The sequence below is a fragment of the Paraburkholderia sp. C35 genome (assembly GCF_003121405.1).
Classification (GTDB): Bacteria; Pseudomonadota; Gammaproteobacteria; order Burkholderiales; family Burkholderiaceae; genus Paraburkholderia.
The window spans coordinates 177,159-190,645 of record NZ_QBUY01000007.1; the positions used below are offsets into that span (position 1 = coordinate 177,159).

The following is a 13,487-nucleotide window of genomic DNA, read 5'->3' on the forward strand; positions in this document are numbered from 1 at the left end:
CGGTCGTCGCCAGAGGGACTCGCGCCGCTTGTGCGGCGCGGTTCTACTTCCCGTAATCCAGCTTCGGATACCAGTGCGGATCGCGCCCTTCCGGCGTCGTGTCGAAGATCGTCCACATCGGCATCAGATCGGGCGCGCCACGCGGATCCTGGCCGGGGTCCGCCGTCGCGAAGCCCATTTCCCCTGCGTAGAAATGCCGGATCGTGCCGTCGCGGCGCGTGAAGACGTGAAACGCGGCGTCGTCGCCGCCATCGTCCGTGATCGCACCGAAGTCGCGGCTATACGAGCCGTTCGCATCCGAATACAGCTTCAGATCGCGCCAGCCGCGCTCCTGTTTGAACGCCAGCAACTTGTCGATCGATGAACGCGCGACCACGGCCAGCGCGATGCGCTGCGCGATGTCGCGCGCCTCGCCGTCCCACGCACTCAATAGCGACGTGCACATTGGACACGGCCGCTCGCGCTGCGGTCCGAACATGTAGCTGTAGATGACGAGCGTGTTCTTGTCGCCGAACAGTCCGGCGAAATCGACAGCGCCCGCATCGCCGACGAAGCGGTAATCGCCCGTCACTTCGCCGCCCGGCGGCAGCGCGCGGCGCTGTTCGGCGACGCGCTCGATATGGCGGCGCAGTTCGATTTCTTCTGCGAGCAGCGCGTCGCGCGCACGGCGGTATTCGACGCTTTCGTTCGGAAAGTGCCGGCCGTTGCGTTTCGCCAGTTCGGCGGCGGACACGAGAGAAGATGCGGATGACATGGCGGCCTCCCATTCGGTGGTGTGTGGAAGCAGGAAAACGGGCCGCCGACTACACCGGACGGCCCTGCATAGACGTTCAGTCGCGATCCGGCGCGCCGAGCGGAAACAGATGCCGATAAGGCCGCGCCTCATCCACCGCCCGCGCGAACGAGGGCCGCTTCAGCAGGCGCTTGCGATACGCGAGCACGTGCTCGAACTTCGGATCGATACGATGCGTCCAGTCGGCATAGAAAAGAAAAGGCGCAGCGCCGCAATCGGCGAGACTGAAGTGCTCGCCCGCCGCCCATTCGCGCGCTTTCATCACGTTGTCGAGCCACGCATAGGCCACTTCGAGCTGCGTGCGCGCATAGGCGACGCCGTGCGGATCGTGCTCGCCCTCGCCGCGCATGCAGTCGAACACGATCTTCTGTTGCGGCGTGGCGAGGTAGTTGTCGAAGAAACGATCCATGAAGCGCACCTCCAGCGCGGCGCGCGGATCGTCGGGCAGCAGTTTCACGGGGCCGGGATGGAACAGCGCCAGATGCTCGATGATCACGGTCGATTCGGCGATCGTGCGGCCTGCGTCGACCAGCATTGGAAAGCGCCGGATCGGCCAGCGCGCGGCCAGCTCGTCCATGGCGCCGGGTTCGTCGAGCCGGCGATAGTCGAATGACGTGCCATTTTCGTAAAGCGCGGTGAGCGCCTTCTGGCAGTACGAAGAAAACGGATGGGCGTAGAGCGTCAAGGTCATCGTCGTCGTCCTTGCTGACAGATAGCGGACGATAGTGTCCGCTTATCCTGACGACGAACGGCGGCAACGCAAATCGACATCGCACGCGAAGAAATCATTGCTGCGCTGCGGCGTCGGCTTTCGTTCCGTACCTGTCGGGTGCCCTGCAATCGCGCATCGAAACGCGCGACCACGCGCCCGTTATCCGCCTAGCGCAGCGAGATTCAGCTGATGCGAACGCCCGATCCATGCCGCGCGATCGCGATGATCTTCCAGCGCATTGCCCGTGTTCGGATGAATGAAGACGTCGAGCGCGCCGTGATTGAGCGCGAGCCACGCGAACAGCTCGGAGAACAGTTCCGGGCCGAACGCAAGCTGATACGACCACATCGGATGCGGGCCGACGGGGCGTTCGTGAAAGCGCCCCATATCGAACCTGCCGTGAAACTGCGCTTCGATGGCTTCGCGCAACGCCCACGCGGTGTCGCGCGTCGACTGATCGAAGTACACATGTGCATGCCAGTTGACGATGGTCGTCATGATCGGTTGCGGCTCCTGCCGCCCTTTGCCTGGGTTTGTGCGACGTTCATCATAGACTTTCGAACGACGTATGAACAAACCGCGATTGAGTGAAAGCCGCGTTCAGCGCGATTCGATGCGCGCCTCGATCGCGCGGATCAGCCCCTCGATCCATTCGCGCAGCATCGCATTCGACAGCGACACGGGCAGCGAGCGCGCGAGAATGCCGTACACCTGCTTGCGTTGAACCTTCGAGACCTTGGCGGGTTCGAGCCAGTGCGCGTTATCGACGAGCAGCAGCAGCGTTTCGAGACCGATCACGATCGGCCACACGCAAGCGAGCCGCAGACGCATCGAAAAACGCGGAATGGCCAACGTGTAATCGAGCGCCGCGCGAAAGTGATCGAGCGACTTGCGCACCAGTTCGTGCATCAGCGGCTGTGCGCGAGTGGACGCTTGCGGCGCCAGCAGACTCTGCGGCGTCAGCTGATAGCGATCGAGCATCACCGACGGCAGATAGCAGCGCCCAATGCGCAAGTCCTTGCCGCAATCGCGTAACACATTGGTCATCTGCAACGCTTTGCCGAAACGCACGCCGCGCTCGAGCATGATCGCGGAATCGGTTTTCAAGGTGCCGGGCAGATGCGCATACGTCATCTTCGTCCAGAACTCGCCGACACACCCCGCCACCAGATACGTATAACGATCCAGTTCATCCCATTCGCGCAGCGCGACGATCTCACCGGAACGTTCATCGGGGAACGTGCGCAGATCGAATTCCATGCCGGTCGTGAGCGTCGTGACGATCTCGCGCACGGCAGCGCGGTCGGCTGCGTCGAGTTGCTGCAGCACGCCGAGCGCGGGCGCAATCGATTCGAGCAACACTTTTTCATCCGATTGCGTCTGCTGGCCCGCTACTTCATCGGCGAGGCGCCGCGCGAGTGCGCCGTCGTCGGTTGCGCCGTTGACCTGCTCGCGCAAGGCGAGCAGCAACGCAAGCCGTTGCTCCGGCGGAATCAGCGCGGTATCGGCGATCGTATCGGCGGCACGCGCGAGCAGATACGCGAGGCCGATCGGATCGCGCATGCCGGCAGGCAGAATACGCAGCGTCAGATAAAACGAACGGGAAACCCCTTTGAGCAACGGGCCAAGCAAGAAGGCCCGGGTGGAACTGGACATGTGTTGAAGTCGATCAGATGGCATCCCGGTAGCGATGAGCTTCAATCAGCCTCGATCAGCTTCGTTCGGCACGGGACGCGGAGTTGGACTTGTTCGGCGCTGCCGCATTGTATCCGGCATGCGCGTGACAGGCTGCGACGCAGCATTCGGGCCATTCGATGAAGCGCGCATAAAACCAACACTCCGCGTCGGGACAAAGCAGATTGCGATCACCTTGCGCAAGCTTTCCTGCTAGAATTCAAGCCTCAACGTAGTGTTTCTTCATCCATTCAATCACCCAGGGGAGGCGTTAAATGCACATCACGTACATCACAGCAGTCTCTCGTGGGATGTCGCGACGCTTCCCAGGCTCTCTGGCTTAGGTTGCCGTCCGCGCTGGCTCGCAAGCGCCTGCGCCTTTATCCGACTACCGGTTTTCTTTGTCGCCGCCGCGCGTTGGCGGGCAACGGTCGTCCGTTTCCGAATCTCCTGACTGGATAGCGCTGCGCCGCCTCGCGCCGCACGCTGACATACATGGCTCGCAAAAAACTCGACTTTGGCGCGCAAGCGTTCAGAAGCGTTCTTGGCTTCACTTTCCAGCACTGGCGCAAGCAGCCCGCGCGCGTGGTGGCCATCTTGCTGTTCGCGCTGTCGGCTGCGTTCGCCGATGTGCTGACGCCGCTCTTCGCCGGGCGTCTGGTCGACGCGCTCGCGTCGGGCAGCGCGCTCGGCAAGGACGTCGCTTCGCATCCGGCGCTGGTGGCGTTCTTCACGCTGATTGCGCTCGGCATCGGCGGCACTTTGCTGCGGCAACTGGTGTACCGCACCATCATCGTAATGACGCTCAAGATGATGAGCGAGATCTGCGCGAGTGCGTTTCATCGCGTGCAGCGCTTTTCGACTGACTGGCATGCGAACAGCTTCGCCGGTTCGACGGTGCGCAAGATCACGCGCGGCATCTGGGCGCTCGACCTGCTCAACGACACGCTGCTGATCGCCCTGCTGCCGTCGCTGGTGATGCTCGCCGGCTCGACGATCCTGCTCGGCATTCACTGGCCTGTGATGGGCATCGTGGTCGGCGTGGGTTCGCTCACCTATGTCGTGGTGACGGTCGCGCTGTCGCTCGGCTATGTCGCGCCCGCCGCGCGTCTCGGCAATCTGTGGGACACGCGCATGGGCGGCGCGCTGGCGGACGCCGTCAGCTGCAACGCGGTGGTCAAGGCGTTTGGTGCCGAAGAGCGCGAGGAAGCGCGGCTCGAACACGTGATCGACAAATGGCGTCTGCGCACACGCCGCACGTGGCAGCGTGGAACGACCAATGGCGGCGTGCAAGGCGGCATGCTCGCGCTGATGCAGGCGGCGATTCTCGGCGCGGCGCTGCTGCTGTGGCTGCGCGACGAAGCGAGCGTCGGCGACATCACATATGCGCTGACCACGTTCTTCGTGCTGCAAGGCTATCTGCGCGATGTCGGCATGCACGTGCGCAACCTGCAGCGCTCGGTCAACGACATGGAAGAACTCGTTGCGCTCGAACGCGAGCCGCTCGGCATCGAAGACAAGCCTGGCGCACGCGGGATCGACATCAAGCAAGGCGAGATCCGCTTCGAGCACGTGACGTTCCGCTACGGCGTGCAGCGCAAGCCGCTGTACAACGACTTCTCGCTGCGTATCGCGCCGGGCGAGCGGATCGGTCTGGTCGGACATTCGGGTTCGGGCAAGACCACGTTCATCAAGCTGATCCAGCGTCTGTACGACATCGACGATGGCCGTATCACGATCGACGGGCAGAACATCGCCGACGTGCAGCAGGCGTCGCTGCGCCAGCACATCGCGATCGTGCAGCAGGAGCCGGTGCTGTTCCACCGCTCGCTGGCGGAGAACATCGCGTACGCGCGGCCCGGTGCATCGTTCGATGAGATCGTGCAGGCAGCGAAGCTTGCCAGCGCGCACGAGTTCATCACCGCGCTGCCGATGGGCTACGACACGCTGGTCGGCGAGCGCGGCGTGAAGCTGTCGGGCGGCGAGCGTCAGCGGGTGGCGATTGCGCGCGCGTTTCTCGCCGATGCGCCGATCCTGATCTTCGACGAAGCGACGTCGAGCCTCGACAGCGAAAGCGAGGTGCTGATCCAGCAGGCGATGGAACGGCTGATGGTCGGACGCACGACGCTGGTGGTCGCGCACCGCTTGTCGACAGTGCGTGCGCTCGACCGGCTGCTCGTGCTCGACAAGGGCCGCGTGGTCGAGGAAGGCAGCCACGAGCAACTGATCCGCATCGACAACGGCGTGTACCGGCGTCTGTTCGAACGCCAGGCGCTGGAATTGACCAAGGGTCTGCTCGACGATGGCCCGGTGCGCAGCGGCGAGCGGCTTGCCACGGACTCGAGTCTTATTGGCGGTAAATGAGGTTGAGGGGAAGCGGCGCACGAGTGACACAAGCGTGACACTCAGGCGCCGCTTCCCTTCGCGCGATTTTTGCTTTCGCGGCGCTAACGGTGCGCTATAATTGCAGAGTCTTAGGGGAGTAGTCTGCTGCGCCGCTTTCGGTGCAGCGCCGTCGTCAACATATTCGGCATTCGTGCCGTGGCGTCGGCAGCCGTCCCACACGGCCTGGCGAGACCTTTGACGCGTTCCTTTCTCCCGAGCCGGGCGAAGGTGCGCGTCATTGGTTTGCGTGCCCGGCTCGTGGAGATAACAAGTTGTCGAATAATCCCCTTTCCCGCATTTCGGGGCGTCCGTCATGATTCTGACCTTCGCCCTGCTCATCGCCTCTGCCGGCGTCATCTACATTTCCTGCGAAGTGTTCGTCAACGGTGTCGAGTGGCTTGGCAACAAGCTGAACATGACCCAGACGGCCACGGGCACGATCCTCGCTGCGTTCGGCACTGCGCTGCCCGAGAGCGTCGTTACGCTTGTCGCCGTGGCTTTCGGCAATTCACCTGCAACCAAGGAAATCGGCATAGGCGCCGCGATTGGCGGTCCGCTGGCGCTCAGTACGATCGCCTATGCCGTGGTTGGCATCGCGCTGCTTGCTACGGCAAAGCGCGTCGGCAAGATGCGCGCGAACGCCGTCGATGCCGACACCCGCCGTCTGCGTCGCGACCAGATCTGGTTCCTCGCCATCTTTGTCGTCAAGATTGGGCTGGGCCTCGTGGTATTCAGCTTCAAGCCTGTGCTCGGACTCGCGTTTCTCGCCGCGTATGCGTTCTACTGCTGGAAAGAACTCACGGCTGAAGGCGACGCAGGCGATCACGAAGAACTCGAGCCGCTGAAGCTGCGTCCGCGCGACGCCAATCCCGCCATGTTCTGGATCGCCGCGCAGACAATCGGCGCGCTGGTGGTGATCTTCTTCGCGTCGCATCTGTTCGTGGGTCAGATCGAGATCGTCGGACCGTGGCTCGGCATCGATCCGCAGCTTACCGCGCTGCTGTTCAGCCCGATCGCGACGGAACTGCCGGAAATCATGAACGCCGTGATCTGGGTGCGACAGGGCAAGGAACGCCTCGCGCTCGCGAATATCAGCGGCGCCATGATGATTCAGGCGACCATTCCCACCGCGTTCGGCCTGTTCTTCACGCCGTGGCACCTGGCCTCGCCGTCCATTCTCGCTGCCGTCGTCACGGCGCTGGCCATCGTCGCGTTGCAGTGGATTTTCCGCGCGCCGCGCGTGCTGAGCCGCAGGCTCGCCTATGTCGGCTGCCTGTATGGCGTGTTCGCGATCATGCTCTTCGCGCTGCGGTAAGCGCATATCGAGCATGCTCTGGAGGGCGCTGTCATCGCGCCCTCCGCGAGCGGTTCTGGCTTGCTATCATCGCTGATTCGGCGAGCATCGCCTCGCGCCGCATCGGGTCACACTGCCATGACACTGCATATCGATACCCCTCTTCTCGAATCCCAACCGCTCAGCCAGCATCTGGGCCGCCGCGTACTGCTCAAGATGGATGCGCTGCAGCCGCCCGGCTCATTCAAGATCCGCGGTATCGGTTACGCGTGCGAAGAGCACGCGAAGCGCGGCAAGCGGCGCTTCGTGTCGTCGTCGGGTGGCAATGCGGGCATTGCCGTCGCCTATGCGGGCCGCGCGCTGTCCATTCCCGTCACTGTGGTCGTGCCGCAAAGCACGGGCGAGCGGGCGAAAGAACTGATCGGCCTGCAAGGCGCGGACGTGATCGTGCACGGCGCGACCTGGCAGGAAGCGAACGCGTTCGCGCTCGAACAGGTCGGTCCCGACGATGCCTTCATCCACCCTTTCGACGATCCGCTGCTGTGGCACGGCCACGCATCGATGATCGATGAAGTCGTGCGCGCCGGCGCACAGTTCGATGCCGTCGTGCTCTCCGTGGGCGGCGGCGGCCTGATGGCTGGTGCGATCGAAGGCTTGCGGCGTAACGGTCTCGGTCACGTGCCGCTGATCGCAGTGGAAACGGAAGGCGCGTCGTCGCTGGCGCAATCGGTGCGCGCGGGCAAGCGTATCGAGTTGGCGGGCATTACCAGCGTGGCGACCTCGCTGGGCGCGAAGCAGGTGTGCGAGCAGGCGTTTGTGCTCACGCAGACGCATCCTGTCGAATGTGTGGTGGTATCGGATGCGGAAGCCGTGGATGCATCGCGTCGTTTCGTCGACGATCACCGCGTGCTGGTCGAACCTGCGTGCGGTGCGAGCCTCGCGCTGGTGTATCGGCAGACGGCGGCACTGCAGCGCTTCGAGAGCGTGCTGGTGATCGTGTGCGGCGGCGCGAGCACGACCATCGAGCAGTTGGAGCGCTGGCATCGCGAGATGATGTGAGCGTCGCGCGACGCTCACATCTGCCTCGCTAGCCGGTCACGGCATCACAGCGCGGCAGTCAGCTTCTCGACGCCGCGCAGGTTGTTCCGCCTGCGCCATTGCAGCGTATCGAGATTCGTCAGCCGGAGTTGCGGCAGACGCGTCAGGAGCGCATGCAGCGCGATTTCCAGTTCCATCATCGCGAGCCGCGCGCCGAGGCAATAGTGAATGCCCGCGCCGAACGTCAGCAGATGCCCTGACGGCTCGCGTCCGATATCGAGCGTATCCGGCGCGTCGAAACGTTCCGGATCGCGATTGGCAGAGCCGAGCAGCATGAAAACTATCGAGCCGCGCGGCAGTGTCTGCCCGCCGACGTCGATATCGTCGAATGCTGTCCGCACGACCATTTGCACGGCCGTGTCGTAACGCGCGCATTCGGCCACGGCCTTCGATACCAGCGAAAGATCGCCGCGTAGCCGTTCCCACTGCGCTGGATGCCGATGCAGCGCGATCAGCGCATTGCCGAGCATGTTCGACGTGGTCTCATGTCCTGCAACAAACAGCAGGATCACGTTCGACACGATCTCATCTTCCGACAGCCGCTCACCGCCCTCTTCCGCCTGGATCAGCGACGACACGATGTCGTGCCCCGGCGCAACACGCCGTTGCGCGATCACGGCGCGGAAATACTGTTCGAGATCGAGCGCCGCCTGATTCGCGCGCGCGAGCGCATCAGCAGAAAGTGGCGCGAGGTCGAACGCCGACACCAGCAGGCTCGCCGCTTCGCCGAAGCGCACACCGTCTTCGACAGGCACGTCGAGCAGCCGGCAGATGATCTGCAACGGCAGCGGCATCGCGAACTCGCTGACGAGATCGACTTCTGTCTTGCCATGCATCGCGTCGATCAGGCTGTTGGTGCTTTCTTCGGCAATCGTGCGCAGCGTTTCGATTTGCCGCGCATTGAACGCCTTCATCAGCAACGCGCGCAGCCGCGTGTGCGCGGGCGGATTCATCATCAGGAACGTGCGTTCCAGCGCCTGAAACACCGGCTGCTCGCGCGCGCTTTCGCCGTACCGCACGATCACGCTCGGCATGTAGGTCTTGCCCATGCGGCGGTCGGGCAGCAGCGCGTCGATGACGGCGTGGCGTCCCGTCAGCATGATGCTGGGCGCGAGCGGCACGAAGGCGCCCGCGCTGCGGATGCCTTCATAGAGCGGATACGGGTTGTCGAAATAAGCCGGCGACGACAGATCGGAAAAGTTCATGCTTTGATGCGTGGGGCTTTAGGTTATTTAAGACGTTGCGTCAGCCGACAGGATACAGCCCACGCACCTGAGCGTGCAGACGAGCCATTCCGAATAGCGCATTCGCGTAGGGCGTATCGACACCCGTCAGTTGCCCAAGCTCGCACACCGCACCCACCAGCGCGTCGAGTTCGACTGATTTGCCCGCCTCGACGTCCTGCAGCATCGACGTGCGCATCGCACCGAGCTTCAGCGTGACGGCATGGCGGTCTTCCGGCGCCTGCTCGATGGGAATGCCGAAACGTGCGCCGATTGCCTTCGCTTCGAGCATCACGCGCGTGACGAAATCGCGCGCGAGCGGATCGCTCAGAATCTTGTCCGTAGTCGCGCCCGTAATCGCGCTAATGGGGTTCATCGTCATGTTGCCCCACAGCTTGTACCAGACATCGCGCTGGATCTGCTCCGTTGCGTTTGCATCGAAACCGGCCTTGCGCAGCAGTTCGACCAAAGCGGCGACGCGCTCGCTGGCGCGCCCCTTCGCTTCGCCCACGATCAACCCACGTCCCTGATGATGCGCGATCACGCCCGGTGCATCGACGCGGCAACTCGCATGCACGACGCATCCGAGCGTGCGGTCGGCGGGAATCGCGGCGGCAATCGAGCCATCGGGATCGACGGAAGCGAGACGCGCGCCCGCGAACTCGCCATGCAGACCGTCGCAGAACCACCACGGCACGCCGTTCATGGCCGTCAGCACCAGCGTCTGTGCGCCGAGCAGCGGCGCGATGTGCTGCGCGACACTCGCCATGCCGGGCGCTTTCACCGCAACGATCACGAGATCCTGCGGACCGAGCGCTTCCGGTTTGTCGCTGGCTTGCACCTGGACGGTTTGCGTTTCGCCGTTCTCGATCAGGCGCAAGCCATGTTCGCGCAACGCGTCGAGCGTCGCGCCGCGCGCGACCACGCTCACCTCACAGCCGGCCTGCGCGAGCTTCACTCCCATCCATCCGCCGATCGCGCCCGCGCCGTAAATGCATACTTTCATTGTGGTTCTTCCTCGGTCTGCTCAGTCTTTATAGCTCGCGTCGATTCTATCGGCCTTGCGCACGAGCGCATCGAACACATCCTGGCCTGCGCCATAGCGCGCGTCGAATTGCAGCGCGTCGCGCGAGCACTGCTCGGCGATGTTTTCAGGCACGGGCCGCGCGCGGCCCATCGCCAGCGTCGCGACCTGAATCTCGCATGCGCGGTTCAGTGTCCACAAAATCGCGAATGCCTGCGGCAAGGTCGTGCCCCACGCCAGCAGCCCGTGATTGCGCAGAATCACCGCCTGTTTCGTGTCGATATGTTCGACGAGGCGCGGCCCTTCCTCTGCGTGAATCGTGATGCCTTCGAAGTCGTGATATGCAATGCGCTCATGCAGTTGCGCGCTATAGAAGTTGGTCTGCTGCAAGCCGTCTTCCGAGCACGCGACAGCCACACCCGCCGTGGTATGCGTATGCATCACGCAATGTGCGTCGGGTATGCCTTCATGCAGCGCGGCATGCACGGTGAAGCCGGCGGGATTCACCGGGTACGTCGAGCCATCGAGAATGCGCCCTTGCGCATCGATCTTCACCAGATTGCGCGCGGTGACCTCACTGTAATGCAGCCCGAATGGATTGATCAGAAACTGCTTCGCTCCGCCAGTCACGGTTTCGGGCAGACGCACCGTGATGTGGTTGTAGATCAGTTCAGTCCAGCCCAGCATATCGAAAACGCGGTAGCACGCGGCCAATTGAATGCGCGCCTGCCATTCGTCGGGATGCATGCCCGCAACGGTGTCTTGCCTGTCTCGCTCCATGATCTCCATCTCGTGCCTCCTTAACCGCGTGCGCCCGGACCGGCCACGGTCGCAATCGCCGACACCACGTAAGCGACGTTGTTGCGATTCAGGCCGGCGACGCACATGCGTCCCGAACGCAGCAGATAGATGCCGTGCTCGAGCCGCAGCGTTTCGACCTGATCCGCCGACAGACCCGTGTACGTGAACATGCCCACCTGCGCGATGTAACGCGCGCGCATCACTTCATCGACGCGCCCCGCCAGTCCTTGGTGAATTGCATGGCGCATCTCGTGGATGCGATCGCGCATCACGCGCAGTTCGTCGTCCCACGATGCCCGCAGCGTTGCATCGCCGAGCACGCCTGCGACGAGGCGCGCGCCGTGCATCGGCGGATTGCTGTAGTTTGCGCGGATCGTGAAGGTCAGCTGGCCGAGCACGCGCTGCGCTTCCGCTGCGTCCTTGCATACGACGCTTAGCGCGCCGCAACGCTCGCCGTACAGCGAGAAGTTCTTCGAGAACGAGTTCGCGACGATCATCGGCACGTCGGCGTCGGCGAGCATACGCACGCAGGCGGCGTCTTCTTCGAGGCCATCACCGAAGCCCTGATATGCCATGTCGACGAATGCGATCAGCTTGCGACGCTGCAGCACGGGCACCAGTTCGCGCCACTGGTCTGCCGTCAGATCGACGCCTGTCGGGTTGTGGCAGCACGCGTGCAGCAGCACGATGCTGCGTTCGGGCAGCGCAGCGATCGTGTCGCGCATCGCGTCGAAGCGCAGCCCGCCCGTTGCATCGTCATAGTACGGATACGTGTTGACGGTATGCCCTGCTGCCTCGAACACCACGCGATGGTTTTCCCAGCTGGGATCGCTCAGCCACACTTGCGAACCTGCGAAGTGGCGCTTCAGGAAATCCGCGCCGACCTTCAAGGCGCCCGACCCGCCCACCGTCTGCACGGTGGCAATGCGACCCGCCGCGCGAGCTGCGCTGTCGGCGCCGAATACGAGTGCCTGCGCGGCGTCGCGATATGCGGGCAGGCCTGACATCGGCAGATACGAACGCGGCGTGCCTTGTGCAACGACGGCGGCTTCCGCTTCGCGCACCGACGACATCACGGGCAGCTTGCCGTTCTCATCGAAGTAGATGCCGATGCTCAGATTGACCTTGTTCGTGCGCGGATCGCGCTGGAAGTCTTCGTTGAGGCTGAGGATCGGATCGCCGGGATAAGCGGGGATGTGTTCGAACATGGTTGTGTCTCTATCTCTATCTCTATGTGATGTGTCTGGTTTGCTTTCCAGCGTAGCTGGATGTTGCGAGAGGTCGTGCGTTATCGTGCGTGACAGTCCGTCATGAAGGCCGACGCGTGCGACACAGTGTGGCGAAAAGTGCGTGTTGTCACAATCAATGGTTTTTGGATGATTCGTAAGTTTCGCTTTAGAATCGACGGATGGCCCTGACACGCATCACCATACGCCAGTTCGAGGCATTTCTCGCGATAGTCGACCAGAACGGCATTGCGGCAGCTGCGCAGCGGCTGGGGCTGACATCGTCTGCCGTGAGCCAGTAGCTTGCGGAACTGGAGCGCGAACTGGGCTTCCGGCTATTCGATCGCACGACGCGGCGCGTGAGCCTGTCCACGGCTGGGCGCGATTTTCTCTCCTCTGCGGAATCCGTGCTGCGATACCTCCGCGCGGCCGAGCAGACCGCGAGCGACATTCGCAACCGTGCGGCGGGCATCGTGCGTGTGGGCGCGCCGCTGGTGCTGGCGAGCACGGCGATTCCCTATGCGATCGCGGCGTATGCAGCGCAAAAGCCGAAAGTGGTGGTGCGCGTCGTGGATACGGTCGTAGAGCAACTTGTCGATCGCGTCGCTAGCGGCGATGTCGATCTTGCAGTCGGGCCTGATCGCGCGACGGGTGATCGCGTACAGCGCGAGCCTGTTTTTAGCAGCCCGTGGGTGCTGTGGTGTGCGGCGCAGCATCCGCTGGCGCGAAAGCGCCGCTTGCGGTGGGTCGATCTGCGCGGCACGCCAGTTGTTGCCACCGGGCGCGATCATGAGGCGAGTGTCGCGCAGATGCTGGCTGATGAGCCTTCCGATTCGCGCATTGCGCCGGTTGAGGTGGTCGATAACGTGACGACTGCTTTTGGGTTGGCAGCGCAAGGGATTGCGGTGACGCTCGCGCCGCTTTATGTGAAGCCGCTGGCGCAGACGTTTGGGCTTGTCATGCGGCGCGTGGTTGAGCCTGAGACGATTCGGGAAGTGTGTGTTTATCGGCCAGTCGAAAGAGGGTTGTCGCCTTCGGCGGATGGGTTTGCTGAGTTTTTGACTGTGTGCCTCGATGGTTGGGGGCGGGAGACGCAGGGTGGAGGTTGTTGAGGTTTTGATGGCGTTCGCGTTTTGTTGTTAGTGGTCTGTTAGGGTTGTCATCTGTGGTGGCGTCCGCTTTTTGTTAGTGGTCTGCTAGTGTTGCCCCTGTGCGGGGCGGCACTTACTTTCTTTGCCGCCGCAAAGAAAGTAAGCA

General features: G+C 63.1%; 11 protein-coding genes, 1 pseudogene and 1 riboswitch. Of the genes and pseudogenes, 4 read left to right on the forward strand and 8 right to left on the reverse strand.

Annotated elements, in window-relative coordinates:
* Nucleotides 1-43: 43 nt before the first annotated feature.
* The 4 genes from DK391_RS07280 to DK391_RS07295 form a co-directional block, all read right to left on the reverse strand.
* Nucleotides 44-754: a DUF899 family protein gene (locus DK391_RS07280; protein ID WP_109477319.1), complete on the reverse strand. Its 711-nt coding sequence runs from the start codon at nt 752-754 to the stop codon at nt 44-46.
* 76 nt (nt 755-830) lie between these two features.
* The gene (locus tag DK391_RS07285; protein WP_109477320.1) at nt 831-1,484 is read right to left on the reverse strand and encodes a glutathione S-transferase family protein; all 654 of its coding nucleotides are present in this window, start codon (nt 1,482-1,484) and stop codon (nt 831-833) included.
* A gap of 180 nt (nt 1,485-1,664) precedes the next feature.
* Complete coding sequence (locus DK391_RS07290) at nt 1,665-2,003, reverse strand: DOPA 4,5-dioxygenase family protein (RefSeq protein ID WP_109477321.1); 339 nt, start codon at nt 2,001-2,003, stop codon at nt 1,665-1,667.
* 102 nt (nt 2,004-2,105) lie between these two features.
* Nucleotides 2,106-3,161: a phytoene/squalene synthase family protein gene (locus tag DK391_RS07295; protein WP_109477322.1), complete on the reverse strand. Its 1,056-nt coding sequence runs from the start codon at nt 3,159-3,161 to the stop codon at nt 2,106-2,108.
* A 513-nt stretch (nt 3,162-3,674) separates the two neighbouring features.
* On the opposite strand from DK391_RS07295, the gene DK391_RS07300 reads away from it, so the two are divergent.
* The 3 genes from DK391_RS07300 (at nt 3,675) to DK391_RS07310 (ending at nt 7,917) form a co-directional block, all read left to right on the forward strand.
* Complete coding sequence (locus tag DK391_RS07300; RefSeq protein WP_109477323.1) at nt 3,675-5,543, forward strand: ABC transporter ATP-binding protein; 1,869 nt, start codon at nt 3,675-3,677, stop codon at nt 5,541-5,543.
* A gap of 94 nt (nt 5,544-5,637) precedes the next feature.
* Nucleotides 5,638-5,827: riboswitch (yybP-ykoY riboswitch) on the forward strand.
* Between the two features lie 50 nt (nt 5,828-5,877).
* On the forward strand, nt 5,878-6,879 hold the full coding sequence (locus tag DK391_RS07305; RefSeq protein WP_109477324.1) for a sodium:calcium antiporter: 1,002 nt from the start codon (nt 5,878-5,880) through the stop codon (nt 6,877-6,879).
* A 117-nt stretch (nt 6,880-6,996) separates the two neighbouring features.
* Nucleotides 6,997-7,917: a pyridoxal-phosphate dependent enzyme gene (locus tag DK391_RS07310; protein ID WP_109477325.1), complete on the forward strand. Its 921-nt coding sequence runs from the start codon at nt 6,997-6,999 to the stop codon at nt 7,915-7,917.
* 44 nt (nt 7,918-7,961) lie between these two features.
* Here the strand turns inward: DK391_RS07310 and DK391_RS07315 are convergent, their stop codons facing one another.
* From DK391_RS07315 to DK391_RS07330, 4 genes are read right to left on the reverse strand one after another with little or no spacing between them, the layout of a single operon-like run.
* A complete protein-coding gene (locus tag DK391_RS07315; RefSeq protein WP_109477326.1) occupies nt 7,962-9,161 on the reverse strand; it encodes a cytochrome P450 in 1,200 nt (399 codons plus the stop codon).
* 40 nt (nt 9,162-9,201) lie between these two features.
* Nucleotides 9,202-10,185, reverse strand: coding sequence for a 2-dehydropantoate 2-reductase (locus tag DK391_RS07320; protein ID WP_109477327.1), 984 nt, complete (start codon nt 10,183-10,185; stop codon nt 9,202-9,204).
* Between the two features lie 21 nt (nt 10,186-10,206).
* Complete coding sequence (locus DK391_RS07325) at nt 10,207-10,992, reverse strand: class II aldolase/adducin family protein (protein ID WP_109477328.1); 786 nt, start codon at nt 10,990-10,992, stop codon at nt 10,207-10,209.
* 11 nt (nt 10,993-11,003) lie between these two features.
* The gene (locus DK391_RS07330; protein ID WP_109477329.1) at nt 11,004-12,212 is read right to left on the reverse strand and encodes an amino acid aminotransferase; all 1,209 of its coding nucleotides are present in this window, start codon (nt 12,210-12,212) and stop codon (nt 11,004-11,006) included.
* 200 nt (nt 12,213-12,412) lie between these two features.
* On the opposite strand from DK391_RS07330, the pseudogene DK391_RS07335 reads away from it, so the two are divergent.
* Nucleotides 12,413-13,342 (forward strand): annotated as a pseudogene (locus DK391_RS07335) (LysR family transcriptional regulator).
* The last annotated feature ends 145 nt before the right edge of the window (nt 13,343-13,487 follow it).